The following is a 26,411-nucleotide window of genomic DNA, read 5'->3' as shown; positions in this document are numbered from 1 at the left end:
TCAATATTCGTGAAACACACTAATTTTAAAAATTGTTGTAAAAACTTTGGTAGTTCAAAAAGTTGCCTTATCTTTGCACCACAATAGCGCGGGATAGAGCAGTAGGTAGCTCGTTGGGCTCATAACCCAAAGGTCACTGGTTCGAGTCCAGTTCCCGCTACTAAGACTAGAAGTCCTTTTAAAAAATGTTTAGAATTTCGTTTTTTAATCGTAATAAAAATTCAATTTAACGCACAGCGCGGGATAGAGCAGTAGGTAGCTCGTTGGGCTCATAACCCAAAGGTCACTGGTTCGAGTCCAGTTCCCGCTACTAGAAAGCTTCAGAGAAATCTGGGGCTTTTTTTGATTTTAATAAATGGAGGAATTTGTAGTTTAACAGTATATAAATTTAAATGTGTCGGGTTTCAGCCCGATGGTATTACATGGTGTGTTATAAGACTTTAGTCAAAATTCTTATATAATGATTAAAAAAAAGCAGCTCCAATGAACTGCTTTAAATATTTTAAATGGTTTTTACCAACTTCCGCCGGCACCACCACCAGAGAATCCGCCGCCACCGAAGCCACCGCCAAATCCGCCACCGAAGCCACCGCCGCCAGAAGAGCCTCCAAAACCGCCACCGCCGCCTCCACGACCTAGACTGCTTAAAATAATAATATCCATTAAGTCGGGGCCGCCGCGACGTCCGCGATTGTTTCCTTTACCGCCGCCCGATTTACTGGCAATAATTATTATAATAACAATAAGGATGATAAAAAAAACAGGAAAACCACTGCTGCTTTTTTTGTTTTCTTGTCGAGTTCCTTTGTAAGTTCCCGAAAAAAGATCCATCAGCTTGGTGGTTCCAATATCTAATCCGGCATAATAATCACCTTTCTTAAATTCGGGGATGATATAATTTCTAATAATTTCGCCGTTAATTCCAGCTGTTAAAAGATGTTCCAATCCATAACCCGGAGCAATCCATATTTTTTTTTCTTTTTCTGCTAATAGAATGAAAACACCGTTGTCTTTATCTTTTTGACCAATTCCCCATTTGTGTGCCCATTTCGGAGCCAATTCTCCTTCATATTCGCCTTGCAAACTAGGAATAATGGCTATCACAATTTGTGTTGTTGTGGTATCGGCATATTTTATTAACTTTTGTTCTAATTGTTGTTTTTCGTTGGGTGATAATAAATTAGCGTAGTCATACACACTGGTTTGTTCGCTTGCCTGGCTTGGTTTTGCGGGTATATTAAATTGTGCCAGAACCAATAAAGGGAAAAGCAAAACAAATAGAGTGGTTATTTTTTTGAATGGATTCATTAACCTCTTGAAATTTCGTTAGGTAATTCGTTTACGTCATCTGCACCCTGATACGGAAAAAAATATTTCAGTTGCTTACCTGTATGCAGAATACCTGCTATTAAACCTTGTTTGTATTGATTGGCTTTGAAATGATCAATGACTTTTTTCTTTGTTGCTTCCCAAAAATCGTAGGGAACCACCGCATCAATTCCATCATCGCCAATAATTGCAAAATGCCGGTCTTTAACGCCTATATAAAACAAAACGCCATTGCGGGCGCTTGTTTTATGCATTTCTAATTGTTTAAAAACTTCTTGGGCACGTTCTAGTACAGGCAAATCAGAATGTTCTTCTATGTGCACACGTATTTCACCCGATGTTTCTTTTTCGGCCGTTACAATGGCGGCTACAATTTCCTGTTCTTCAGAAAGGCTTAAAAAATCTTCGGTTATCGACATCTTATTTAAAATCAAAATTTACTTCAGGTGCATTTTCCGCTCCTTCTGAGGCTTTAAAATATCCTTTTTCGCTAAATCCTAAAATACCTGCTAACAAGTTATTTGGGAATACTTTTATATGGTTATTGTATGGTTTTACTGCTTCATTAAAACGGGTACGTGCTGTTAAAATTTGATTTTCTGTGGAAACCAACTCATCTTGTAATTTAATAAAATTTTGATTTGCTTTTAAATCAGGATATTTTTCAACAGTAACCAACAAACGCGATAGCGCACTATTTACACCGCTTTGTGCTTGACTAAAGGCTGCTAATTGTTCAGGTGTAATATTGGTTGGATCAATAGTTGTTTGTGTTGCTTTTGAACGAGCATTGATAACTGCTTCTAGTGTCGATTTTTCAAAATCGGCAGCTCCTTTTACCGTATTTACAAGATTTCCTATCAAAGAGTTTCTTCTTTCATAAGCAGTTTCAACATTTCCCCAACTTTCTTTAATATTCTCGTTTAAAGTTACTGCGGTGTTGTTTACTCCTTTTACCCATGAATAAATTCCAATTGCTACTACTGCAATTATTATTAGAGGAAGCCATTTTTTCATAATTTTCTAAATTAAAGTTCGTTTTTAATATTTATTAATTGTTTTTTAATAAGCTGCAATTTTTCGATAATTTCAACAGTGTTTAGGGGCGCTTTTTTGCTGTTTTTTAAAAAATCTTTTGCCCCATCAAGTGTAAACCCTTTTTCTTTTACTAAATGATAAATGGTTTTTAAGTTTTTTAAATCCTCAGGAGTAAACATTCTGTTGCCTTTTGCATTTTTTTTCGGCTTCAAAACATCAAATTCCTTTTCCCAAAAACGAATCAGTGAAGCGTTTACACGAAATGCTTTTGCAATTTCGCCTATGCTGTAATATCTTTTTTCAGGTAACTCAATCTGCATTATCGTTTCATTTTGCTGCATGCTAATATACAATTTTTTGAATTTATTCTGCAAGTAGTTTAATAATATCTTACAATTGCTGTAATTCTACCAAAAATCATTAATTTTGCACGTTAATTCACTTTTTTAAAGTGTTAGTTTTGAACGATTCATAATTTAGATATATCGAATGAAATCACAAGATATCAGAAAAAAATTTCTTGATTTTTTTGAAAGCAAAGGACATTTAATTGTTCCATCGGCACCAATTGTTTTAAAAGACGATCCAACCCTTATGTTTAACAACTCGGGGATGGCACAGTTTAAAGAATATTTTTTGGGCAATGCCGTTCCAAAATCAAACCGAATTGCCGATACACAAAAATGTTTGCGTGTTTCGGGCAAGCACAACGATTTGGAAGATGTAGGTTTTGATACCTATCACCACACCATGTTCGAAATGTTGGGCAATTGGTCTTTTGGTGATTATTTCAAGAAAGAAGCTATTGCTTGGGCTTGGGAATTTTTAACCGAAGTTTTAAAGATTGATAAAGACCGCTTGTATGTTTCTGTTTTTGAAGGAAACGATGCTGAAAATGTACCTTTTGACCAAGAAGCTTGGGATTTATGGAAACAATATGTAGCCGAAGACCGAATTATTTTGGGAAATAAAAAAGATAATTTCTGGGAAATGGGCGATCAAGGACCATGCGGACCGTGTTCTGAAATTCATGTGGATTTACGTCCGGATGCAGAAAGAAGTGAAGTTTCAGGTAGATCTTTAGTAAATGCCGATCATCCGCAAGTGGTTGAAATTTGGAACAACGTATTTATGGAATTCAACCGTAAAGCTGATGGATCTTTAGAAAAATTGCCTGCAAAACACGTTGATACCGGAATGGGCTTTGAGCGTTTGTGTATGGCAATGCAAAACGTTACATCAAACTATGATACCGATGTGTTCACCCCGCTTATTGCAAAAGTGGAAGCAATTACTGGTAAAAAATATACAACAAATGATGTCATTCTGAACGACAGTGATGGCTCGAGCGATAGCGAATTGGCGAAGCAATCTCAAGAACAAAACAAAACCAATATTGCCATTCGCGTCATTGTTGATCACGTGCGTGCGGTTGCGTTTGCAATTGCCGATGGACAGTTGCCGTCAAACAACGGTGCAGGTTATGTAATTCGCAGAATTTTACGCAGAGCCATTCGATACGGTTTTACGTTTTTGGGAACAAAAGAACCATTTATTTATGAGTTGGTTGATGTATTGTCGGCTCAAATGGGACAATTCTTTCCTGAAATCGTTTCACAAAAAGATTTGGTTAAAAACGTGATTAAAGAAGAAGAAGCTTCTTTCTTAAGAACCTTGGATCAAGGTTTGCATTTGTTGGATTCAGTAATCGAAAAAACCGAAGGTAAAATTGTTGAAGGTGAAAAAGCATTTGAATTGTATGATACTTTTGGTTTTCCGATTGATTTAACAGCATTGATTTTACGTGAAAAAGGATATGAATTAGACGAAGCTGGTTTTGATGCTGCAATGAAAGCACAAAAAGATCGTTCGCGTGCTGCATCTGAAATTTCTAAAGACGACTGGAATGTGTTGATCGAAGGAAATGTGGAAACTTTTGAAGGATACGATAAGGTTGAAAACGAAGTAAAAATCACGCGTATTCGTAAAGTGGAATCTAAAAAAGACGGTACGCTGTATCAAATTGTTTTAGATCACACGCCGTTTTATCCCGAAGGCGGTGGGCAGGTTGGCGATAAAGGGGTTTTGGTATCGGCAAATGGCTCGAGCGATAGCGAACAGGCGAAGCAAACTATTGAAATCATCGATACTAAAAAAGAAAACAACCTTATTTTACATTTTTCAAAGCAAATTCCCGAAAATTTAGAAGGAACTTTCGTAGCAAAAGTAAATACAGATTTGCGCACAAAATCGTCTAAAAATCACTCGGCAACGCATTTGCTGCATCAGGCATTGCGCACCATTTTGGGTACACATGTAGAACAAAAAGGATCGTTGGTTGCGCCAAATTATTTACGTTTCGATTTTTCGCACTTCGCAAAAGTTACCGATGAGGAGTTACAGCAAATTGAAGCTTTTGTAAACGCACGTATTCAAGAGCAGTTGCCTTTGATTGAACGCAGAGAAATTCCGTTTAAACAAGCAATTGAAGAAGGCGTAATGGCATTGTTTGGAGAAAAATACGGCGATACCGTTCGTGCTATTAAATTTGGTGATTCTATGGAATTGTGCGGTGGAATCCACGTGCAGAATACCGCCGATATTTGGGCGTTTAAGATTGTATCTGAAAGTGCGGTTGCTGCAGGTATTCGTCGCATAGAAGCAATAACCGGCGATGCTGTTCAAGATTTCTACAATAACCAAGAAGCTACTTTAAAAGAGCTAAAAGAAGCCTTGAAAAATCCACAGGATACCATGAAAGCAGTTCTTTCGTTGCAAGATGAAAATGCTAAATTGAAAAAACAAGTTGAACAGTTGCTGAAAGAAAAAGCAAAAAGTTTAAAAGGCGATTTGTTGAAAGAAGTTCAAGAAATAAACGGCGTGCAATTTTTAGCAAAGCAGGTCGATTTAGACGCAAGCGGAGCCAAAGATCTGGCTTACGAAATTGGCGCAACAGGAACTAATTTCTTTATTTTGTTTGGAACCGTTACAAACGACAAACCTATGTTGACTGCCTATGTTTCTAAAGAAATTACCGAAACAAAAGGCTTAAATGCTGGACAAATTGTTCGCGAATTGGGTAAATACATCCAAGGCGGCGGAGGCGGACAGGCATTTTTTGCTACAGCCGGCGGTAAAAATCCTGCTGGTATGGGAGAAGCGGTTGCAAATGCTGTGAATTTTGTGAAGTAATAAATTTAATGGAGCAATTCCGCTTCATCATTAAATAAGTAAAACCGTTGTATAATAAACGTACAACGGTTTTTTTCAATTCTACAAAACCCTACTAACCGTTAAACCATCGCGTATTGGCAATAAAACGGTTTCAACCCGTGGGTCTTCATTCACAATTTTGTTGTATTCTAAAAGTACTTGGGTAGACCTATCATTCTTTTTAACAGTTTCTAAAACCTTGCCGCTCCACAACACATTATCACTTAAAATAATTCCCCCTTTATTCATTTTGGGCACCACCAAATTCCAGTAATTAATATAGTTCTCCTTGTCGGCATCAATAAAAACCAAATCAAATTTTTTATCCAAAGTAGGAATAATGTCCATAGCGTTTCCAATGTGCTGAGTAATTTGATTTTTAAATTCTGAAGCGTTAAAATATTTTTGCTGCATGGCCTCCAACTCTTCATTAATATCGATAGTATCAATTGTACCATCTGTTTTCAAACCTTCCGCTAAGCATAAAGTCGCATAGCCTGTATAAGTGCCCACTTCTAAAATATGTTTCGGGTGCAGTATTTTTGAAAGCATACTCAACACACGCCCTTGAAAATGTCCGCTCAGCATACGCGGTTGCAACACTTTTTGATGGGTTTCTTTGTTCAATTGCTGTAAAAGTTCGGGTTCAACAGCCGAGTGTTTTGCTATATATTGTTCTAATTCTTCGGAAATAAAATGCATAATGATAATTTTTTAAGTAAAGATAGCCAAACAAATCCAAAGCTTTTAAACTACACCCAAATTATTGTAACTTTGCCAAATGAATACAGTTAAAAAAGACATACGCAGTTTAACCAAAGAGCAAATACGCGACTTTTTTGTAGCGCAGGGCGATAAAGCCTTTCGCGGCAATCAAGTGTACGAATGGTTGTGGAGCAAAGGCGCACACAATTTTGATGATATGACCAACATATCAAAAGAAACCCGTGCTTTGCTAGAACAGCACTTTGTGATAAACCACATTAAAGTAGATACCATGCAACACAGCAACGACGGTACTATAAAAAATGCGGTGCGTTTGCACGATGGTTTAATCGTAGAATCTGTTTTAATTCCTACCGAAACCCGCACTACAGCCTGCGTTTCAAGCCAGGTTGGTTGCAGTTTAGACTGTAATTTCTGTGCCACGGCACGTTTAAAACGCATGCGTAATTTAGCACCCGATGAAATTTACGACCAAGTGGTGGCAATTGATCAAGAAAGCCGATTGTATCACAACCGTCCATTATCAAATATCGTATTCATGGGCATGGGCGAACCACTGATGAACTATCCAAACGTTATGAAAGCGATCGAAAAAATCACATCAAGCGAAGGCTTAGGAATGTCGCCCAAACGCATAACTGTATCCACATCGGGCGTTTCAAAAATGATTAAAAAAATGGCCGACGATGAGGTGAAAGTCAAGCTGGCTGTATCGCTGCACTCCGCAATCGAAGAAACCCGAAACCAAATCATGCCCTTCACCAAAAGTTTTCCGTTGCCCGAATTGCGCGAAGCCTTGGAATATTGGTACCGCAAAACCAAAAGTAAAATCACCTATGAGTATGTGGTCTGGAAAGGAATAAACGATGATAAAAAAGCCATTGACGCCTTGGTAAAGTTCTGCAAATACGTGCCCTGCAAAGTAAATATTATCGAGTACAATCCAATCGACGATGGTGCATTTCAACAAGCCGATCCAACGGTTATCGATGCATACATAAAAGCTCTCGAAAACGCCGGAATTGTAGCAAAAGTCCGTCGATCACGCGGAAAAGACATTGATGCTGCCTGCGGACAATTGGCTAACAAATCATAATTTACTTTAATTTTGTCACTCTGAATCAAATTCAGAATTTCATCATAAGTTCATGTTTCGTTATTTTTATTGGAAGCCATTTCCGGCTTTCCGCTATATCTTTTGCTCCACTTCGTTCCACAAAAGGATGCCGCTGCAATCCGGGCTATTTAATGAAATTGGTTTTTCAATTGTAAATTTTAGTTAACTGTAAAACACTCTATATAAGAATACTTCCAAAAAAAAATTCAAAAAAAAAAAATAATCACTATACAACCTTTTTGATTTCTTTTGCGTCTATATAATAAACAGCCAAAAGTTGAAGGTAATAAACCATTTTTCCGAGACAGAATTAATTCAACAAGTGCAGAATAACAATCGGGTGGCACAAAAACAATTGTTCGATCAGTTTTCACCGAAAATGTTGAGTACTTGTAGGCAGTACATTAAAGATCTTCACAATGCAGAAGATGTCATGCTGTGCGCCTTTATGAAAGTATTTCAAAATATAAATCAGTACCGGAACGATGGCAGTTTTGAAGGCTGGATCCGAAAAATCATGATTCGCGAAAGCTTGTCGTTTCTTCGTTCAAAAAAAGAACTCGATTTTATAGAAGACGCCAGTCAGTCGGTATTAAGTGTGGTTTCAGATTCCTACGAAACATCGAACGATTACCAAAAACTGATAGACGATTTGCCACAAGGCTGCCGATATGTTTTCGTGTTGAGTGTGATTGAAGGATACAAACACCAGGAAATTGCCGAAATGCTGCATATTTCAGTAGGAACATCGAAATCGCAGCTCGCTTACGCTAAAAAATTATTGAAACAACAAATTGCATTAATACGATAGATGATGGAAGATTTTGAAAAAGATATGAAAGATTTTTTCCAGCGCCGTGAAATAAAACCATCAAAAGATGCATGGCAGCGAATGGAACATCTTTTAAACGAACCACAAGCAAAACCAAAAATATATAGAATTTATTGGGCAGTAGCAGCATCTGTTGTTGTACTATTTGGGTTGTTTATGTTACTACAGAAGCAAGATTCGGAATTGATTCAACCAGCTTCCAATAATGTGTATGTATCAAAAGACACATTGTCAAATAAAATACAGCAACCACAAAACCATCATTCAATTGTGAAAACAGCAGTTGTTCCGCAGAAAACAGAAGATACTAAAAACCAACCGGCAATAATCAAGAAAGTTCCTGTAGAAATCGTTCAAAATAATAAAAATCAACCAAAAGAACATGAAGTAGGTCAGCCAATCGAAAGTTATTCTATCATTCAGAAAGCAGAAAAGCACATCGAAGAAGAGCCTTTGATAGCTGCATCAAAAGTTGAAATCAAAGTGAATCCAAGCAAATTGTTGCGAAGCGCCGAAATGGAACGCCAAACCGATAATATGGTTTCAAACGGTCAAAATTTCTGGAAAAAAGTAAAAGAAATAAACACAGTTGTAGCACATTCAAAATAATCTATTATGAAAAAAGTACTTTTAACAACCGCATTTTTATTAAGCATTTTAAGTGTTCAGGCACAAGAATTTTTTAGCGACAAACGCCCAGTGCAATCGGCAAATGAGTTTACAAAAAAGGTAAACGATATTTCGTATGATATCGATCTAATCATTAAAAACAACAAAGAAAAGCTGAAACAAGATTTGAACGAAATCGACCAAAAAGTTGAAAACAACCAATTAACAAAAGCCGAAGCCGATAAGTTGCGCAACGAAAAAGCCGAGTTCTACGCCAAACAAATCGAAGAAGAAACCAAAATTCAGGAAGATAAAATTAAGGTCTTAATCAATAACAAAATCGAAGACAATATTAATTTCAGTACCGATATGAGTGCGTATCAAAAGCAGTTGGTAGAAAATAAAACCCTTTTTATGGCAGAGCTTACTCTTGGAAACAGCATGATGTTGGTAGATAATAAATTAAAAAATGATTATTATTCAGGTTCGGGCTTGTCTTCTTTAGGAATTGGTTTAGGAGGAAAAACACGTTTGGGAAAAGAAACTTCGCCTTTTTTCATCAGATATGACTTGGGGTATATGTTGCATTCCTTTAAACCCAAAGGGAATAAAATAATGGAATCTGTTAACAATGAAACCTTATTGGTGAATGCACCTTATGATGTAGATAGATCCCGAATTAATAGTTTAGAATTTCGTTTGTCTAATTATTTTGAATACGACTTTTCTAAGAAGAAATACGACGAATTTGGAAACACAATTATAAAATCACGTCAGTCTTTTTACGGTGGTTTAGGTGGATTTATAGGGCTAAATACAAATCTAACCAATTCATTCAGGTATCAAATCAATGGGGAAGATTACAATGCGTCTATCATATCAAAATACAACGCTCAAAAGTTCACCTACGGTATCGGTGCATATATAGGATATAGAGAGCTTAACTTAAAAGCTACCTATAATTTAAACAGTGTATTCAAAAAATCATTTGCAGATCAAAACGTTTTCAATGTAAGTTTGGTGTTTAATTTGCTATAAAATTTTAATAAAATGTTAAAAACGGCACAAGCTTTGTGTTTGCATGTAACAAATTATTAAATTACACACTTACTTAAAAAATAAAATACTTAAGAATGAAAAAACTATTATGTTTTGCATTATTTGCATTCACTGCATCGGTACAAGCTCAAAATATCGATAGCCTGATCGAAAAAAACACTGCAATAAAAGAAGCGGTTGCCAACGAAGATTATTCGTTAACCGATAAAATCAAAGTGGTAAATAATCAGGTAGATAATGGGCGCATCACAAAAGAGCAAGCCTATCAAATCATCACGAAACTATCAAACGAGCCGCCAGTAGCGATCCAAGTTGTTCCAGTTGTGGAAGAAGTAGAAGTAGTTGAAGTTCAAGCAGAAGATGCAACCAAAGAAAACTACGACTACGATTGGGGCAAAGAAACCTCACCTTTCGATTTTGCCATGGGCGTACAAATGGATACCGTAGTAAAATACCGCACTAAAGTCACCCCTTATCTGGCATTTGGTATAGGCAATGTAGCAACCGATGGCGCTTTCGCCAATTCAGAATTCGGTTATCTGCGTTCCAATTATTTCGAATGGGGAATCGCCGCACGAGCACCTTTCAGCAAAACCAATAACAAATGGGGAATTCGTTACGGTTTAGGTTTTAAATACAACGGATTAGCAACCACACAAAATCGCGAATTCACCCTTGCAGGCAACCAAACAGTAACAGCGCCTTCAACAAAAGAATTGCGTAAAAACTACGCCTATTTGCGAAACACCTATATAACCATACCCCTTTCGTTAGATTTCACAACCACCACAAAAACCTATAACCAAGCAAACCGCCGATTCACAACAAACGAAGGAATCAACTTTGGGATAGGGGGATATGTAGGGTACAACATCAATTCCAAACAATTCATCAGATACGAAAACGCCGATGGATACAAAATTTCCGAACAGCAAAAAGGCGATTGGAACGTAAACGATTTTCAATACGGTTTAACCGCTTATGCAGGAAAAGACACGTTCAAGCTGGTGATAAAATACGATCTAAACCCTGTGTTTAGTGACAATACAGTAGATCAAAACTATTGGAGCATCGGCCTTCAATTAGGCTTATAAAACAAAAAACCAGCTCATCGGCTGGTTTTTTTATGCACGGGTGGAGGGATTCGAACCCCCATCAACGGTTTTGGAGACCGCTATTCTACCCTTGAACTACACCCGTAGAATATTTCGGATGCAAATATAAACGCAAAAAGCTTACAAAACCTAATAAATTAGCCAAAGAAATTTAGCTTAACCTCTAATCTGTTTAATTTCAGCGCCTTTAATAATTATAAATTAAATATGGGCGTTCCCCTTCCATTCCGTTTCAAAACAAAACTCAGAACCCACACACCATTTCGTCCATCACAGAAAAATACAAGCAAAAAGTCGGGTCGGGCTATTCGCTACAATCTTTTTGTTCGCAAGCTCACAAAAAGGATTTTCGCTGCTATCCCTAACGCGGTTTTACTGTATAATGTAAATTGTATTTTGTAAAATTGTACATCTTTGCCAAAGTTCCCAACTTTGGCAAAGATTATTTTCACCTAGCTTAAACTTCAAAACCACACGCTGTCAAACAATTACAAAAAAGATTAAAAAACTTTCCAAAACCATTTGCAAAAGCCAAAAAAAGAGTAGTATATTTGCAACCGCTTTCAGGACAACGAAAGCTACGTTCATAGGAAAAAAAGTAAAAAATAAATTTGGATGGTATAGAAAAAGGTTATTATCTTTGCAGTCCGTTCAAAAAAGAAAAAGGGCGATTAGCTCAGCTGGTTCAGAGCACCTCGTTTACACCGAGGGGGTCGGGGGTTCGAACCCCTCATCGCCCACAAAAAAAACTTTTTCAAAAAAGCAAAAATAAATTTGCTGATTAAAAAATAAGTTTTACTTTTGCAACCGCTTTGAGAGAGAAGCGAAGGTAAGAAGAATAAGTTCATAGACATATTGGATTAACAGAGAATTAAAGAGTAAAAGCTCTTGGATAACCAAGAGGTTTTAAACGACACATCAACAATATAAAAAATTATACGATGAAGAGTTTGATCCTGGCTCAGGATGAACGCTAGCGGCAGGCCTAACACATGCAAGTCGAGGGGTAGAAGCAGCTTGCTGTTTTGAGACCGGCGCACGGGTGCGTAACGCGTATGCAATCTACCTTATACTAAGGGATAGCCCAGAGAAATTTGGATTAATACCTTATAGTTAATAGCATTGGCATCAATATTATTATAAAGATTTATTGGTATAAGATGAGCATGCGTCCCATTAGTTAGTTGGTGTGGTAACGGCATACCAAGACGATGATGGGTAGGGGTCCTGAGAGGGAGATCCCCCACACTGGTACTGAGACACGGACCAGACTCCTACGGGAGGCAGCAGTGAGGAATATTGGTCAATGGGCGCAAGCCTGAACCAGCCATGCCGCGTGCAGGATGACGGTCCTATGGATTGTAAACTGCTTTTGTACAGGAAGAAACACTCCCATGCGTGGGAATTTGACGGTACTGTAAGAATAAGGATCGGCTAACTCCGTGCCAGCAGCCGCGGTAATACGGAGGATCCAAGCGTTATCCGGAATCATTGGGTTTAAAGGGTCCGTAGGCGGCTTTATAAGTCAGTGGTGAAAGTTTTTGGCTTAACCAAAAAAATGCCATTGATACTGTAGGGCTTGAATATTTGTGAAGTAACTAGAATATGTAGTGTAGCGGTGAAATGCTTAGATATTACATGGAATACCAATTGCGAAGGCAGGTTACTAACAAATGATTGACGCTGATGGACGAAAGCGTGGGTAGCGAACAGGATTAGATACCCTGGTAGTCCACGCCGTAAACGATGGATACTAGCTGTTCGAACTTCGGTTTGAGTGGCTAAGCGAAAGTGATAAGTATCCCACCTGGGGAGTACGGGCGCAAGCCTGAAACTCAAAGGAATTGACGGGGGCCCGCACAAGCGGTGGAGCATGTGGTTTAATTCGATGATACGCGAGGAACCTTACCAGGGCTTAAATGTAGTTTGACGTATTTGGAAACAGATATTTCTTCGGACAAATTACAAGGTGCTGCATGGTTGTCGTCAGCTCGTGCCGTGAGGTGTCAGGTTAAGTCCTATAACGAGCGCAACCCCTGTTGTTAGTTGCCAGCGAGTCATGTCGGGAACTCTAGCAAGACTGCCAGTGTAAACTGCGAGGAAGGTGGGGATGACGTCAAATCATCACGGCCCTTACGTCCTGGGCCACACACGTGCTACAATGGCCGGTACAGAGAGCAGCCACTTGGCGACAAGGAGCGAATCTATAAAACCGGTCACAGTTCGGATCGGAGTCTGCAACTCGACTCCGTGAAGCTGGAATCGCTAGTAATCGGATATCAGCCATGATCCGGTGAATACGTTCCCGGGCCTTGTACACACCGCCCGTCAAGCCATGGAAGCTGGGGGTACCTGAAGTCGGTGACCGCAAGGAGCTGCCTAGGGTAAAACCGGTAACTAGGGCTAAGTCGTAACAAGGTAGCCGTACCGGAAGGTGCGGCTGGAACACCTCCTTTCTAGAGATGGTTTAAACATCTTTTACTCTTTAACTGTTGGTTCAAAAAAAAAAGCAGAATAAAAAAATACAGAGTCTCGTAGCTCAGCTGGTTAGAGTACTACACTGATAATGTAGGGGTCGGCAGTTCGAGTCTGCCCGGGACTACAAATTATTTTATTCAAAGGAAATTCTAGGGTTGAGGGATTATTAAATTTAGTTCATAATTCATAATCCACAATTCATAACTAAATTGGGGGATTAGCTCAGCTGGCTAGAGCGCCTGCCTTGCACGCAGGAGGTCAAGGGTTCGACTCCCTTATTCTCCACCACAAGAGATTCAGCCAAAAGGGGCTGGAGCGTCCCGCTATAGGCGGGAAGGTCAAGGGTTCGACTCCCTTATTCTCCACCACAAGAGATTCAGCCAAAAGGGGCTGGAGCGTCCCGCTATAGGCGGGAAGGTCAAGGGTTCGACTCCCTTATTCTCCACAAGAAGCAATAAGCTGTAAGCTTAAAGCTAAAAGCCTAGTGCGTAAAGCGCGAAGCAAAAAGTTCATTGACATATTGAGATACATTTAAAAAGTAGAAAAGATATTAGAAATAATATAAAGCACATTTTTTGGTAGTACGTTATAAGAAATACGTTTTAGGTTTTCGAACCTATAACCTATAGCTTACAACATAGAACTAAAAAAGTAGAGCACAATAAGCAAAATAAGGGCGTATGGGGAATGCCTAGGCTCTCAGAGGCGAAGAAGGACGTGATAAGCTGCGAAAAGCTACGGGGATTGGCACACACGAGGTGATCCGTAGATATCCGAATGGGGCAACCCACTAGATTGAAGATCTAGTATCCTGATAAGGAAGCAAACCCGCTGAACTGAAACATCTAAGTAGGCGGAGGAGAAGAAAACAAAAGTGATTCCGTAAGTAGTGGCGAGCGAACGCGGAAAAGCCCAAACCAAAGTTGTTACGGCAATTTTGGGGTTGTAGGACCACAGAATTTTATGCAAATCGAATAAGAATCATTTGGAAAGATGAACCGCAGAGGGTGATAGTCCCGTATTGGTAAGAGATGTAATAAATAGTGGTATCCTGAGTAGGTCGGGGCACGTGAAACCTTGATTGAAACCGGCGGGACCATCCGCCAAGGCTAAATACTCCTGAGAGACCGATAGTGAACCAGTACCGTGAGGGAAAGGTGAAAAGAACCGTGAATAACGGAGTGAAAAAGAACCTGAAACCATACGCCTACAAGCGGTCGGAGCCCATTCGTTGGGTGACGGCGTGCCTTTTGCATAATGAGCCTACGAGTTACCGTTGCTGGCAAGGTTAAGTAATTAAGTTACGCAGCCGAAGCGAAAGCGAGTCTGAATAGGGCGCATGAGTCAGTAATGGTAGACGCGAAACCGTGTGATCTACCCATGGGCAGGTTGAAGTTTGGGTAACACCAAATGGAGGACCGAACCGGTTGACGTTGAAAAGTCTTCGGATGACCTGTGGGTAGGGGTGAAAGGCCAATCAAACTCGGAAATAGCTCGTACTCCCCGAAATGCATTTAGGTGCAGCGCTGAAAAAGTTTAATAGAGGTAGAGCTACTGATTGGATGCGGGGGCTTCACCGCCTACCAATTCCTGACAAACTCCGAATGCTATTAAATGATTTTCATCAGTGAGGGCATGGGTGCTAAGGTCCATGTCCGAGAGGGAAAGAACCCAGACCATCAGCTAAGGTCCCCAAATGTATGCTAAGTTGAAAAAACGCGGTTTGATTGCCCCGACAGCTAGGATGTTGGCTTGGAAGCAGCCATTCATTTAAAGAGTGCGTAACAGCTCACTAGTCGAGCGATCGAGCATGGATAATAATCGGGCATAAGCATACTACCGAAGCTATGGATTGTACAAGGTACAGTGGTAGGGGAGCATTCTAAACTGGGTAGAAGGTGATTTGTGAGAATTGCTGGACTGTTTAGAAAAGAAAATGTAGGCATAAGTAACGATAATGCGGGCGAGAAACCCGCACACCGTAAGACCAAGGTTTCCACAGCTATGCTAATCAGCTGTGGGTTAGTCGGGACCTAAGGCACACCCGAAGGGGGACGTCGATGGCCAACGGGTTAATATTCCCGTACTTGTAATAATTGTGATGGAGTGACGCAGTGGTGAAAGTACCGCGAACTGACGGAATAGTTCGTTAAAGCACGTACCTATATCTTTAATAGTAAAATGCGTTAGAGATGGAGAAATGCGATAGTACTCGGAGCCTTCGGGCAAAGAGATAGTGTACCTAAAGGCTGTCAAGAAAAGCTTCTAAACCTAGATTATTAGAACCCGTACCGCAAACCGACACAGGTGGTCGAGGAGAGTATCCTCAGGTGCTCGAGAGATTCATGGCTAAGGAATTAGGCAAAATAGACCTGTAACTTCGGGAGAAAGGTCGCCACGCTCAGGCGTGGCCGCAGTGAAAAGGTCCAGGCGACTGTTTATCAAAAACACAGGGCTCTGCTAAATCGTAAGATGACGTATAGGGCCTGACACCTGCCCGGTGCTGGAAGGTTAAGAGGAGATGTTATCTTCGGAGAAGCATTGAATTGAAGCCCCAGTAAACGGCGGCCGTAACTATAACGGTCCTAAGGTAGCGAAATTCCTTGTCGGGTAAGTTCCGACCTGCACGAATGGTGTAACGATCTGGACACTGTCTCAGCCATGAGCTCGGTGAAATTGTAGTATCGGTGAAGATGCCGATTACCCGCAGTGGGACGAAAAGACCCTGTGCACCTTTACTATAGCTTAGTATTGTTCTTGGATAAGTGATGTGTAGGATAGGTGGGAGACTATGAAGCGGCGTCGCTAGGCGTTGTGGAGTCATTGTTGAAATACCACCCTTTGCTTATCTGAGATCTAACCCCGCGTTTCGGGGGACATTGCTTGGTGGGTAGTTTGACTGGGGTGGTCGCCTCCAAAAGAGTAACGGAGGCTTCTAAAGGTTCCCTCAGCACGCTTGGTAACCGTGCGTAGAGTGCAATGGCAAAAGGGAGCTTGACTGAGAGACCTACAAGTCGATCAGGTACGAAAGTAGAGCATAGTGATCCGGTGGTTCCGCATGGAAGGGCCATCGCTCAAAGGATAAAAGGTACGCCGGGGATAACAGGCTGATCTCCCCCAAGAGCTCATATCGACGGGGGGGTTTGGCACCTCGATGTCGGCTCGTCACATCCTGGGGCTGGAGAAGGTCCCAAGGGTTGGGCTGTTCGCCCATTAAAGTGGCACGCGAGCTGGGTTCAGAACGTCGTGAGACAGTTCGGTCTCTATCTACTGTGGGCGTTAGAAATTTGAGTGGATCTGATTCTAGTACGAGAGGACCGAATTGGACCAACCTCTGGTGTATCAGTTGTGCCGCCAGGTGCATCGCTGAGTAGCTACGTTGGGAAGGGATAAGCGCTGAAAGCATATAAGCGCGAAACCCACCACAAGATGAGATTTCTTTAAAGGGTCGTTGGAGATGACAACGTTGATAGGCTATAGATGTAAAGGCAGTAATGTCATAGTCGAGTAGTACTAATAGCCCGTATGCTTATGTGCTCTGGAAGTTGCTTTGTAAATACCGGCTTTAGGCTTAAAGCCTTAAGCTATAAGCTAATAAAATATCTATAAGAAAAGTATCGAAAATATGTTAACAATATAAGCTTAACGCATAGGGCATATAGCCTAGAGCGCGAAGCAAAAAGCTTAAGGTGGTTATAGCATCGGGGCTCACCTCTTCCCATTCCGAACAGAGAAGTTAAGCCCGATAGCGCAGATGGTACTGCATCTTCATGTGGGAGAGTATGTCGCCGCCTTTTTTTAGTAAAGCCTGTCTTTTTCAAGATAGGCTTTCTTTTTTTATTTACTACGTACCGTTCGCTTCGCTCGGGTGGTGCGGCGCAATTCGCAAGCTCGGGTCGCCGCCTTTTTTTAATAAAGCCTGTCTTTTTCAAGACGGGCTTTCTTTTTTTATTTACTACGTACCGTTCGCTTCGCTCGGGTGGTGCGGCGCAATTCGCAAGCTCGGTGGATCGGGTTGTCGCCTTTTTTTCTACAATATACAGTAATACAATTTACATTATACATGAAGTGTGGCTAAGGCCTATTGTAAATTTACATCATAACTATCGAACTAAGGTTCGAGGCAAGTTCATCTAAAAAGAACTTGAAATCTTAAACAGACTAACTACAGATTTATAGTTTTACACGTATTTTTACATTATACAATCATGCAATCTACATTATACAATCATCCAATCTGCATTATACATAAAATGTGGCTAAAGTCAATTATAATTTACATCATAACCATCGAAATAAGGTTGGAGGGAGCTCATCTAAAAGAACTTGAAACTTTAAGTAAACCACAGATCAAACAGATTAACTCAGATTTTTTAAAATATACAGCATTACAATTTACATTATACATGAAATATGGCTAAAGTCAATTGTAAATTTACTAACTATCCTTTATTTGCGTATTGTAACAAAACGAAAGCGAAGTTTATGAGCTATTTAATGGCTAAAAGTTGTGTGAAGGTACATTGTGTGATTTTGCTCAACGTTTTATGTGATAAATGATGAGATATGAAATGTTATAGCCTATATTCTTTATCTTACGCATTAATAAGCTAAGCTAGTTATAGTAAAAAACCGTCTCAATAGCATTGAGACGGTTTTGCTTACCTATTAAAAGAACTAAAAATTATTTTTTAACAAACTTAGAAGAAGCTTTTCCTTCCTTAGTAGTGATATCAATTAAATAAGTACCTGCAGAAAGATCAGAAACATTAATTGTAGAAACATTGTTTAATGTTCTTACCACTCTTCCAGATAAATCGGTAATTTTAATTTCTTTCATTTCTAAACCGTTTTTAGATGAAATATATAATACATCTGCAGTTGGGTTAGGGTATAAGTTAAAATTTTGAGCAAAGAATTCAGTTGATGATGCGTTAGGGTTATCAATTAAATCTATGACAATTTTTCCATTTGCTGTTGCTGATACAGCTGCAAATGTGGTTGGTGTTGTTACATTACAAGTAGCAGCTCTTATGTAGGCAGGTGCTGTTTCACTTCCGCTGATAGCTCCCATGTAATATGCGTTTCCAGCATTTGTAGCAATATTATTAACCTCTACAACAATTATATCACCAGCAGCAACTGATATAGGAGAGCTAAAAGGTACATCTATAGCTGTTGCGGTAGATGTGGTTGTTAAATTTTTCGTAGTCGAAGCAATTTGAGTAAGACCGGCAGGGTACGAAGCAGGAAAGGCTCCAGAACTTTTGTGTAATTTTACAGTGATTGGCACTGTTCCAACTACAGTTCCAACACCGACTTTTACTGAAGTAATGTTCATATTAGCGTTTAATGTGTAAGCTCTATAGTACGAGTTCTCGGCTAGTGATGGAGCTTGATTATTTCCACATGCAACAGTACCAACTGTAGGTGCAGCACCACCAGTTTGTGATAAAACAGTTTGTGCATTTGTTGTAAATGTTGCAGCACCTATAAATGCTAAAGAAAGTAAAAATTTTTTCATGGTTAGAATTTTTTAAAATTATTATATAAAAGTAATTAAAAATTCAATATCTGCAAATAAAAATTATATTATTATCAATAAAAGTAAAAAATGACAATGCGTAGTTTGTTTGTGATAGAATTGTAGTTACATCTTCAAATAAAAGTCTTTTGTTAGATTTATGTAAGCTTCAGTGTAGTTATGGCGGGTTGTTTCAATGGTTAATTCATCAATAATAGATTCTTGTTTGAATCTAGAAAAAGCGATTAAACTGCGTTTTATTTCAGATACCGTGTTTCCTTTAACTCGTGTTATCTTTAACGGGAACAATCCAACAGATTCCGCTAAATCAATAAAGTTTTTTTCTTCTTTATAGGGAATGATCACTGCGAAGATGCCCTTTTCAGATAATAATGCTTGTGCACATTCTATTAGTTCATCAAACGGTAAAGCTTCTTGAAAGCGTGCTTGATCGCGTTTTTCGTATCCCGATGAATAATTTTCAGAATAAAAAGGTGGGTTCGATACAATTAAATCATATTCTTCTTCATCCTCAAAAAATTCTTCTGTGAATTCATCAATCGATGCATGATAGCAAAATAAACGGTCGTTCCAAGGGCTTCGTTCAAAGTTGTAAACGCATTCTTCATAAGCATCTTCATCAATTTCCACGGCATCAATTTGTGTTGCATCGCTTCGCTGTGCCAGCATTAATGCAATTAAACCGGTTCCGGCGCCAATGTCTAATATGTTGAAAGGTTGGTGAAAAATAGGAGTCCAAGCGCCAAGCAAAACACCGTCTGTACCAACTTTCATGGCACTTCTCTCTTGTTGAATGGTAAATTTTTTGAATTGGAACATTTTTGAAGTGGGTTTTTACTTCAAAAATACTGCTTTAAAATGAAAGTTAGGGATAATTATAAATACAAATCGATCAAACCTTCTGGCGTGTTGAAAAGAATGGATTTATTTTCACGATTTACTTCAATAATAAATGCGTCTATTAAAGGAACTAAAATCAAGGCGTCATCTTTTTGAACTTCAAACAAGGCTTGTACGCCGTTGTCGCTTATTCGGGCAATAGTTCCAAAATTACCTAATCGCTGGTCAATGGCATCAAAACCAACCACTTCATGGTAGTAAAATTTGTTTCCTTCTAATTTCGGAAGCATGGTAAGTGGCAAATACACATCTTTTCCCACTAAATCATCAGCTGCATCTTCAGAATGCACATCTTCAAATTGTGTGCGAAGAAATTTTTCTTTGTGTATGGATGCTTTTTCAATAAAAAAAGGAACCAAATGTCCGTTTATTTCAACGAACATTGATTCCAATTCTGTGTACAATTCAGGCTCATCGGTGTCTAAAAACACCAAAACTTCGCCTTTGAAACTAAATTTCTTTGCGATTTTTCCTAAGTAAAAACAATCTTTTATACGCATTCAAAATCGCTTACAAATTATGCTTCCGTTTCTTCTGTATTTTCTTCTACTTCAGGAGTAGCTTCTTCTGCAGTTGCAGCTTCAGCAGCAGCTTTAGCTTCTTGTGCAGCAGCAATACGTTTTGCATTTACTTCTTTTTCAGCGTTTAATGCAGCAGCTTTAGCAGCAGCTTTGTTGTCAGCCAATCCAGAAACTTTAGAGTTTACTTTGTTTGCTTTTTCTTCCAACCAAGCAGCAAATTTTGCATCAGCTTGTTCTTGAGTTAAAGCACCTTTGCGAACACCTCCGTTTAAGTGGTGTTTTAATAATGCACCTTTGTACGATAAAATTGCGCGAGCAGTATCGGTTGGTTGCGCACCATTAAATAACCATTTTGCAGCAGCATCAACATTTAAGTCAATCGTTGCAGGATTTGTGTTTGGATTGTAAGTTCCGATTTTTTCTAAGAATTTACCATCTCTTTTAGCACGTGCATCAGCAGCTACTACCCAGTAAAAAGGTTTTCCTTTTTTACCGTGTCTTTGTAATCTAATTTTTACAGACATAATCTTTTAATGATTTAATCGAGGTTCCCGACCTCATTTGTTATAAATTTCAATGTGCAAAATTAGTTATTTTTTTTATACCACCCATTTTTTGCGATTAAAAATAGGTGAAATTGTGTTAAATTTTAAAAAAGTTAAATAATTATTAAAAAAAATGATTGGCTGTAAAGAAAATATTCTATTTTTGTTTGTAAACATTGAATTCAGAATCTAAATAAATATGAAAAAATATTTTTTACTTGCATTAATGGCAGTCTCATTAGTTTCGTGCGAAGAAGAATTAAGCACTAATACACCCACTTTAGAAGTCATGAATGGTTATACGTTTTGGCGAGCAAACAACTTGGCAGCAAACGTGAATAGTGATGGTGATTTAGTTATTGTAGGTGTAAACGAATCTGAAAATGTTACCCTATTTATAGATAACTATGAATTTGGTGGCGAATATACCTTAGGAGTTTCTAACTTAAATGTAGCAACTTATTCTAAAACTATAGATGATAAAATGTATTTATACAGCACTTCATCATCAACAGGAAAAGGATACATTAAGTTGGATCCAGTTGAAAAACAAGTTCCCGGAACAATCTCTGGTACCTTTATGGCAGAAATGGTGCCAGTTGACGAAGCAATGGTTTTGCCTGAAATGCCTATTGTGAACTTAAACAAAGGGGTGTTTTTTAGAATTCCATTATCGTATCCATCTGCACCACCACAAGCACCCAAACAATAATAATATATTATATGTGTTTAACACATCCTTAAGTCGTTCTTTTTTAAGAGCGACTTTTTTTTATTGTAACTTTGTAGGAATTAACTTGCTTTAGAATACATGTATATAATTTTTGATACCGAAACCACAGGTTTACCAAAGGATTGGAATGCACCTATTACCGATGTTGACAATTGGCCGCGATGCATACAAATTGCTTGGCAGTTGCATGATGAATTGGGGAATCTGGTGGCGCATGAAGACTATTTGATAAAACCCGATGGTTTTGACATTCCTTATGATTCAGAACGAATTCATGGTATTTCTACTTTATTGGCAACCGAAAAAGGGGTCGATATAAATACGGTTCTTGCGAAGTTTAACACGGCTTTGAGCAAAGCCAAATTTGTTGTGGGGCAAAATGTAGGTTTCGATTTGAATATAATGGGTGCCGAATTTCACAGGGCAGCCGTGCAATCGTCTTTAAACAATATGCCGGTGCTTGATACGTGTACCGAAGTTACAGCCGATTTGCTGAAAATTTCTGGCGGACGTGGAGGCAGATACAAATTACCCACTTTAACAGAGTTACACGAATATTTGTTTGGAGTGCCTTTTGGCGAAGCACACAACGCTACTGCCGATGTAGAAGCTACCACACGATGTTTTTTTGAATTGATTCGTAAAAACGTTTTCACAGAAAGTGAATTGCAGCAACCAGCCGGATATTTACAACATTTTAAAGAAGTAAATCCGCAACCTTTTCAGTTAATCGGTCTAAAACATATCAACCTAAAAAAAGCATCTGAAGAAATTCGGAAACAATTAGAAGCAGCGGGCGTTATAAAAGAAGAAGCGAAGCAAGTAATATCTACCGATGTTAAAAAAGCTTACGAAGCTGCTGTTTTTGCGCATTTGCACAATCACACACAGTTTTCGGTCTTGCAATCTACGATTGATATTGGTGCAATGATTAAAAAAGCTGCCAAAGAAAAAATGTCTGCCGTGGCAATGACCGATCACGGAAACATGATGGGTGCTTTTAAGTTTGTAAGTGCGGTTTTAGATCACAACAAAAATGCAAAAAAAGCCAATGAAGCAGCGATTGAAAACGGTGAGCAACCTACTGAATCGGAACTAAAACCTATTGTTGGTTGCGAGTTTTTTGTGTGCGAAAATCATACCGATAAATCTAAAAAAGATAACGGATATCAAATCGTATTGTTGGCAAAAAATAAAAACGGATACCACAATCTTGCGAAATTATCATCAATTGCATCGATAAATGGGTTTTATTATGTGCCTCGTATCGATAAAGAAACATTATTAAAATATAAGGAAGATGTAATCGTGCTTTCTGGTAATTTGTTTGGTGAAATTCCCAATAAAATTTTAAACATTGGTGAAAAGCAAGCCGAAGAAGCCCTGTTATGGTGGAAAGAACATTTTCAAGATGATTTTTATTTGGAAATCATGCGCCACAACCAAGAAGATGAAGACCGTGTAAACAAAACATTGATTGCTTTCTCACAAAAGCACCACGTGAAATTAGTGGCGACGAACAATACCTATTATTTAGAAAAATCCGATGCCAATGCCCACGATATTCTTTTGTGTGTAAAAGACGGCGAAAAACAAGCAACACCAATTGGACGCGGACGCGGATACCGCTACGGCTTACCGAACCAAGAATATTATTATAAAACTCAAGCGGAAATGAAGGCGCTTTTTAAAGATTTGCCTGAAGCCATCATTAATATTCAAGAAATTGTAGATAAGATTGAAGTATATTCGTTGTATCGAGATATTTTATTGCCAAAATTTGATATTCCTGCTGAATTTATCCACCCAGAAGATGCGATTGATGGAGGAAAACGAGGTGAAAATGCGTATTTACGCCATTTAACCTATGAAGGAGCCAAACGCCGATACAAAGAAATTGACGAAACAATTACCGAACGCTTAGATTTTGAACTAAAAACAGTTGAAAATTCAGGTTATCCGGGTTATTTTTTAATTGTGCAAGATTTCATTGCGGCAGCCCGAAAAATGGGTGTGTCGGTTGGTCCGGGGCGTGGTTCTGCTGCGGGTTCGGCGGTGGCCTATTGTTTGGGAATCACCAATTTAGATCCTATTAAATATGATTTGCTTTTTGAGCGTTTTTTGAATCCAGACCGTGTGTCGATGCCCGATATTGATATCGATTTCGATGATGAAGGGCGTGGGCGTGTTATGGATTATGTAATCAACAAATACGGTGCAAATCAGGTGGCACAAATCATTACTTATGGTAAAATGGCAACTAAATCGGCTATTAAAGATGCGGCGCGTGTGTTGGATTTGCCTTTGTACGAATCGGAACGTATCGCCAAAATGATACCTACCATGATGCCGAGTAAATGGAATTTGCGTCGTTTTTTATCAGAACCAGAGGAAGATATCAAAAAAGTATTGCGTTCGGAAGAGTTTGATGCGGTGAAAGAATTAATCAACGTTGCCAAACAAAACGATTTGCTTTCGGAAACCATTCAGCAGGCAAAAATCATTGAAGGTTCTATGCGAAACACCGGAATTCATGCTTGTGGAGTAATCATTACGCCCGATGATATTACCAATTTCGTGCCTGTGCAAACGGCAAAAGATTCTGAATTGTATGTAACCCAATTTGATAACTCGGTTGCCGAGAGTGCTGGTTTGCTCAAGATGGATTTCTTGGGTTTAAAAACCCTTACATTAATAAAAGATACCATTGCGATTATCAAGCAGCGTACCGGTTTAGAAATAGATCCGGAAGAAATTCCGATTGATGATGCGAAAACCTATGAATTGTTCCAACGCGGAGAAACCGTAGGTGTGTTTCAATACGAATCTCCGGGAATGCAAAAATACATGCGCGAGCTGAAACCTACGGTTTTTGGTGATTTAATTGCCATGAATGCTTTGTATCGCCCCGGACCGTTGGAATATATTCCATCGTTTGTTCGAAGAAAAAATGGTGAGGAAGAAATTACCTACGATTTAGATGCCTGCGAAGAATACTTAAAAGAAACCTACGGAATCACTGTTTATCAGGAACAGGTAATGCTTTTGTCGCAAAAATTAGCCGATTTTACTAAAGGTGAAGCCGATGTATTGCGTAAGGCAATGGGTAAAAAACAAAAAGATGTTTTGGATAAAATGAAACCTAAATTTGTAGAACAAGCAGCTGCAAAAGGACATGACCCTAAAACATTAGAAAAAATCTGGAAAGATTGGGAAGCTTTTGCTTCGTATGCTTTCAACAAGTCACACTCTACTTGTTATGCGTGGGTGGCTTATCAAACCGCTTATTTAAAAGCACATTACCCAGCAGAATATATGGCTGCTGTGCTTTCAAACAATATGAACGATATTAAATCGGTTACGTTTTTCATGGAAGAATGCCGCCGCATGGGGTTAGACGTGTTAGGACCTGATGTAAATGAGTCGCACTACAAATTTGCCGTAAACGAGAATTATCAAATTCGCTTTGGAATGGGTGCTATTAAAGGAGTTGGCGAAGGTGCTGTAAACACCATTATCGAGAATAGAAAAAACGGAAATTATAAATCGATTTTTGATTTGGCAAAACGCATCGATTTAAGATCAGCCAATAAAAAAGCCTTCGAAAATCTGGCATTAGCCGGTGGTTTTGATTGTTTTTCAGATACGCATCGTGCACAATATTTTTATACCGAAGGCGATGGAATTACCTTTTTAGAGAAAGCAATGAAATACGGAGCTAAATTTCAAGAAAATGAAAACTCTGCCCAAGTGAGTTTGTTTGGAGAAAGCAGCGAAGTACAGATTCCCGAGCCTGTAATTCCAAGTTGCGAAGAATGGACAACGATGGAAAAATTGGCAAAAGAAAAAGATGTAGTGGGTATTTACATTTCGGGGCATCCGTTAGATGATTTTAAGTTTGAACTGAAATATTTCTGCAATGTAAAATTAGAGCAGTTAAAACATTTAGATCTTTTGGTGGGCAGAACCGTAACTTTTGGCGGAATGATTTCAAATGTGCAATTCAAAACCTCTTCAAAAGGAAAAGATTGGGCGATTTTTACGGTAGAAGGATATGATGAAAGCATTGAAATGCGCATGTTTAATGAAGATTATCTGAAAAACCGTCACTTTTTGTTGAACAACACTTTTGTGTATTTTAAAGTGTATGTGAAAGAAGGCTGGATTAAGAAAGATACCAACGAACGTTCAGAACCGCGCATGCAGTTTGTTGAGCTAAAGTTGTTAAACGAAGTAATTCCAACATTTGCAAAAAAATTAATTATTCAAATCGATGTTCGCCAATTAAAAGAAATGCAAGTTGAAAAAATTCGTTTTATAATGGATCAAAATCCAGGTTCAAAAGCAGTTGTTTTTGAAGTTTTTGAATTGGAAGAAGTGCAAAATCGTTTGCAAACCGAAGAGATCAACAAATTATTGCCCGATGTGTCAGACGAAGAAACGGCAGAGCTCATTGAAGAAAAAACCACCGATATTCCATTGCCCGAGGTGCAGTATTTGAAAAAAAATCTATTAGAAATGCCCAGCAAAAATATGCGTATAGAAATTTCATCTGATTTGTTGGAAGAATTAGAGCGTATGCAGGTTTCCTTTAGATTGAATTAAAAAAGCTTATTGTGCAATAGACAGAAGTTATGATTTGGGGCTTGCA

17 protein-coding genes, 7 tRNA genes and 3 rRNA genes are annotated in these 26,411 nt (G+C 38.8%); 17 read left to right on the top strand and 10 right to left on the bottom strand.

Going from position 1 to position 26,411, the window contains the following annotated elements:
- Window positions 1-87: 87 nt before the first annotated feature.
- Window positions 88-160 (top strand) — tRNA-Met (locus NPX36_RS02400).
- Between the two features lie 77 nt (window positions 161-237).
- Window positions 238-310 (top strand) — tRNA-Met (locus tag NPX36_RS02395).
- Window positions 311-513: 203 nt separating this feature from the next.
- Here the strand turns inward: NPX36_RS02395 and NPX36_RS02390 are convergent.
- From NPX36_RS02390 to NPX36_RS02375, 4 genes are read right to left on the bottom strand one after another with little or no spacing between them, the layout of a single operon-like run.
- Complete coding sequence (locus NPX36_RS02390; protein WP_257499833.1) at window positions 514-1,308, bottom strand: TPM domain-containing protein; 795 nt, start codon at window positions 1,306-1,308, stop codon at window positions 514-516.
- Entirely contained in the window at window positions 1,308-1,748 is a 441-nt protein-coding gene (locus NPX36_RS02385) for a TPM domain-containing protein (RefSeq protein ID WP_257499832.1), read from the bottom strand. The genes NPX36_RS02390 and NPX36_RS02385 overlap by 1 nt, the downstream gene beginning before the upstream one ends.
- 1 nt (window position 1,749) lies before the next feature.
- Entirely contained in the window at window positions 1,750-2,346 is a 597-nt protein-coding gene (locus tag NPX36_RS02380; RefSeq protein ID WP_257499831.1) for a LemA family protein, read from the bottom strand.
- Between the two features lie 11 nt (window positions 2,347-2,357).
- Window positions 2,358-2,687 carry a MerR family transcriptional regulator gene (locus NPX36_RS02375; RefSeq protein WP_257499830.1) on the bottom strand — a complete coding sequence of 110 codons (330 nt, stop codon included), beginning with the start codon at window positions 2,685-2,687 and terminating at the stop codon, window positions 2,358-2,360.
- Window positions 2,688-2,856: 169 nt separating this feature from the next.
- Here NPX36_RS02375 and alaS point away from each other — a divergent pair, with 169 nt between their 5' ends.
- The gene (alaS, locus tag NPX36_RS02370) at window positions 2,857-5,559 is read left to right on the top strand and encodes an alanine--tRNA ligase (RefSeq protein ID WP_257499829.1); all 2,703 of its coding nucleotides are present in this window, start codon (window positions 2,857-2,859) and stop codon (window positions 5,557-5,559) included.
- Window positions 5,560-5,640: 81 nt separating this feature from the next.
- Here the strand turns inward: alaS and NPX36_RS02365 are convergent, their stop codons facing one another.
- Window positions 5,641-6,282, bottom strand: coding sequence for an O-methyltransferase (locus tag NPX36_RS02365; protein ID WP_257499828.1), 642 nt, complete (start codon window positions 6,280-6,282; stop codon window positions 5,641-5,643).
- 79 nt (window positions 6,283-6,361) lie between these two features.
- On the opposite strand from NPX36_RS02365, the gene rlmN reads away from it, so the two are divergent.
- The 5 genes from rlmN (at window position 6,362) to NPX36_RS02340 (ending at window position 11,017) form a co-directional block, all read left to right on the top strand.
- On the top strand, window positions 6,362-7,402 hold the full coding sequence (gene rlmN / locus NPX36_RS02360; protein WP_257499827.1) for a 23S rRNA (adenine(2503)-C(2))-methyltransferase RlmN: 1,041 nt from the start codon (window positions 6,362-6,364) through the stop codon (window positions 7,400-7,402).
- Window positions 7,403-7,700: 298 nt separating this feature from the next.
- A complete protein-coding gene (locus NPX36_RS02355; protein ID WP_257499826.1) occupies window positions 7,701-8,234 on the top strand; it encodes an RNA polymerase sigma factor in 534 nt (177 codons plus the stop codon).
- Complete coding sequence (locus NPX36_RS02350) at window positions 8,235-8,864, top strand: hypothetical protein (protein WP_257499825.1); 630 nt, start codon at window positions 8,235-8,237, stop codon at window positions 8,862-8,864.
- 6 nt (window positions 8,865-8,870) lie between these two features.
- Window positions 8,871-9,902, top strand: coding sequence for a hypothetical protein (locus NPX36_RS02345; RefSeq protein ID WP_257499824.1), 1,032 nt, complete (start codon window positions 8,871-8,873; stop codon window positions 9,900-9,902).
- Between the two features lie 95 nt (window positions 9,903-9,997).
- Entirely contained in the window at window positions 9,998-11,017 is a 1,020-nt protein-coding gene (locus NPX36_RS02340) for a PorT family protein (RefSeq protein ID WP_257499823.1), read from the top strand.
- A 35-nt stretch (window positions 11,018-11,052) separates the two neighbouring features.
- Here the strand turns inward: NPX36_RS02340 and NPX36_RS02335 are convergent.
- A tRNA-Trp gene (locus NPX36_RS02335) sits at window positions 11,053-11,123 on the bottom strand.
- Between the two features lie 580 nt (window positions 11,124-11,703).
- On the opposite strand from NPX36_RS02335, the gene NPX36_RS02330 reads away from it, so the two are divergent.
- From NPX36_RS02330 to rrf, 7 genes are all read left to right on the top strand, one after another.
- A tRNA-Val gene (locus NPX36_RS02330) sits at window positions 11,704-11,778 on the top strand.
- Window positions 11,779-11,976: 198 nt separating this feature from the next.
- Window positions 11,977-13,494 (top strand): 16S ribosomal RNA (locus tag NPX36_RS02325).
- A gap of 72 nt (window positions 13,495-13,566) precedes the next feature.
- Window positions 13,567-13,640: transfer RNA gene (locus tag NPX36_RS02320), tRNA-Ile, on the top strand.
- Window positions 13,641-13,727: 87 nt separating this feature from the next.
- Window positions 13,728-13,804: transfer RNA gene (locus NPX36_RS02315), tRNA-Ala, on the top strand.
- Between the two features lie 83 nt (window positions 13,805-13,887).
- Window positions 13,888-13,961: transfer RNA gene (locus tag NPX36_RS02310), tRNA-Tyr, on the top strand.
- A 215-nt stretch (window positions 13,962-14,176) separates the two neighbouring features.
- Window positions 14,177-17,052, top strand: a 23S ribosomal RNA gene (locus NPX36_RS02305).
- A 149-nt stretch (window positions 17,053-17,201) separates the two neighbouring features.
- Window positions 17,202-17,313: ribosomal RNA gene (gene rrf, locus NPX36_RS02300) — 5S ribosomal RNA — on the top strand.
- The 16S, 23S and 5S rRNA genes sit together here with 4 tRNA genes alongside, the layout of an rRNA operon.
- An 887-nt stretch (window positions 17,314-18,200) precedes the next feature.
- Here rrf and NPX36_RS02295 read toward each other — a convergent pair.
- From NPX36_RS02295 to NPX36_RS02280, 4 genes are all read right to left on the bottom strand, one after another.
- Window positions 18,201-19,040 (bottom strand): T9SS type A sorting domain-containing protein, encoded by an 840-nt coding sequence (locus tag NPX36_RS02295; RefSeq protein WP_257499822.1) that lies wholly within the window; start codon window positions 19,038-19,040, stop codon window positions 18,201-18,203.
- Between the two features lie 126 nt (window positions 19,041-19,166).
- Complete coding sequence (locus tag NPX36_RS02290; protein ID WP_257499821.1) at window positions 19,167-19,880, bottom strand: tRNA1(Val) (adenine(37)-N6)-methyltransferase; 714 nt, start codon at window positions 19,878-19,880, stop codon at window positions 19,167-19,169.
- A 56-nt stretch (window positions 19,881-19,936) separates the two neighbouring features.
- Window positions 19,937-20,461, bottom strand: coding sequence for a ribosome maturation factor RimM (rimM, locus tag NPX36_RS02285; protein ID WP_257499820.1), 525 nt, complete (start codon window positions 20,459-20,461; stop codon window positions 19,937-19,939).
- Between the two features lie 17 nt (window positions 20,462-20,478).
- A complete protein-coding gene (locus NPX36_RS02280; protein ID WP_257499819.1) occupies window positions 20,479-21,006 on the bottom strand; it encodes a 30S ribosomal protein S16 in 528 nt (175 codons plus the stop codon).
- A 220-nt stretch (window positions 21,007-21,226) separates the two neighbouring features.
- On the opposite strand from NPX36_RS02280, the gene NPX36_RS02275 reads away from it, so the two are divergent.
- Window positions 21,227-21,739, top strand: a complete 513-nt coding sequence (locus NPX36_RS02275) for a DUF6252 family protein (protein WP_257499818.1) — start codon at window positions 21,227-21,229, stop codon at window positions 21,737-21,739.
- A 99-nt stretch (window positions 21,740-21,838) separates the two neighbouring features.
- Window positions 21,839-26,365, top strand: a complete 4,527-nt coding sequence (gene dnaE / locus NPX36_RS02270; RefSeq protein ID WP_257499817.1) for a DNA polymerase III subunit alpha — start codon at window positions 21,839-21,841, stop codon at window positions 26,363-26,365.
- Window positions 26,366-26,411: the final 46 nt, after the last annotated feature.

It is taken from the genome of Paenimyroides aestuarii (genome assembly GCF_024628805.1).
In the GTDB taxonomy this organism is placed as follows: domain Bacteria; phylum Bacteroidota; class Bacteroidia; order Flavobacteriales; family Flavobacteriaceae; genus Flavobacterium; species Flavobacterium aestuarii_A.
Note: the sequence above shows the minus strand (reverse complement) of the source record. Positions and strands in the feature narration are given on the sequence as shown.

Excerpts from the sequence above, each read along its gene's own strand:
- NPX36_RS02390 (WP_257499833.1), bottom strand. The coding sequence starts at position 1,308 with ATGAATCCATTCAAAAAAATAACCACTCTATTTGTTTTGCTTTTCCCT.
- NPX36_RS02385 (WP_257499832.1), bottom strand. The coding sequence starts at position 1,748 with ATGTCGATAACCGAAGATTTTTTAAGCCTTTCTGAAGAACAGGAAATT.
- NPX36_RS02380 (WP_257499831.1), bottom strand. The coding sequence starts at position 2,346 with ATGAAAAAATGGCTTCCTCTAATAATAATTGCAGTAGTAGCAATTGGA.
- NPX36_RS02375 (WP_257499830.1), bottom strand. The coding sequence starts at position 2,687 with ATGCAGATTGAGTTACCTGAAAAAAGATATTACAGCATAGGCGAAATT.
- alaS (WP_257499829.1), top strand. The coding sequence starts at position 2,857 with ATGAAATCACAAGATATCAGAAAAAAATTTCTTGATTTTTTTGAAAGC.
- NPX36_RS02365 (WP_257499828.1), bottom strand. The coding sequence starts at position 6,282 with ATGCATTTTATTTCCGAAGAATTAGAACAATATATAGCAAAACACTCG.
- rlmN (WP_257499827.1), top strand. The coding sequence starts at position 6,362 with ATGAATACAGTTAAAAAAGACATACGCAGTTTAACCAAAGAGCAAATA.
- NPX36_RS02350 (WP_257499825.1), top strand. The coding sequence starts at position 8,235 with ATGATGGAAGATTTTGAAAAAGATATGAAAGATTTTTTCCAGCGCCGT.
- NPX36_RS02345 (WP_257499824.1), top strand. The coding sequence starts at position 8,871 with ATGAAAAAAGTACTTTTAACAACCGCATTTTTATTAAGCATTTTAAGT.
- NPX36_RS02340 (WP_257499823.1), top strand. The coding sequence starts at position 9,998 with ATGAAAAAACTATTATGTTTTGCATTATTTGCATTCACTGCATCGGTA.
- NPX36_RS02295 (WP_257499822.1), bottom strand. The coding sequence starts at position 19,040 with ATGAAAAAATTTTTACTTTCTTTAGCATTTATAGGTGCTGCAACATTT.
- NPX36_RS02290 (WP_257499821.1), bottom strand. The coding sequence starts at position 19,880 with ATGTTCCAATTCAAAAAATTTACCATTCAACAAGAGAGAAGTGCCATG.
- rimM (WP_257499820.1), bottom strand. The coding sequence starts at position 20,461 with ATGCGTATAAAAGATTGTTTTTACTTAGGAAAAATCGCAAAGAAATTT.
- NPX36_RS02280 (WP_257499819.1), bottom strand. The coding sequence starts at position 21,006 with ATGTCTGTAAAAATTAGATTACAAAGACACGGTAAAAAAGGAAAACCT.
- NPX36_RS02275 (WP_257499818.1), top strand. The coding sequence starts at position 21,227 with ATGAAAAAATATTTTTTACTTGCATTAATGGCAGTCTCATTAGTTTCG.
- dnaE (WP_257499817.1), top strand. The coding sequence starts at position 21,839 with ATGTATATAATTTTTGATACCGAAACCACAGGTTTACCAAAGGATTGG.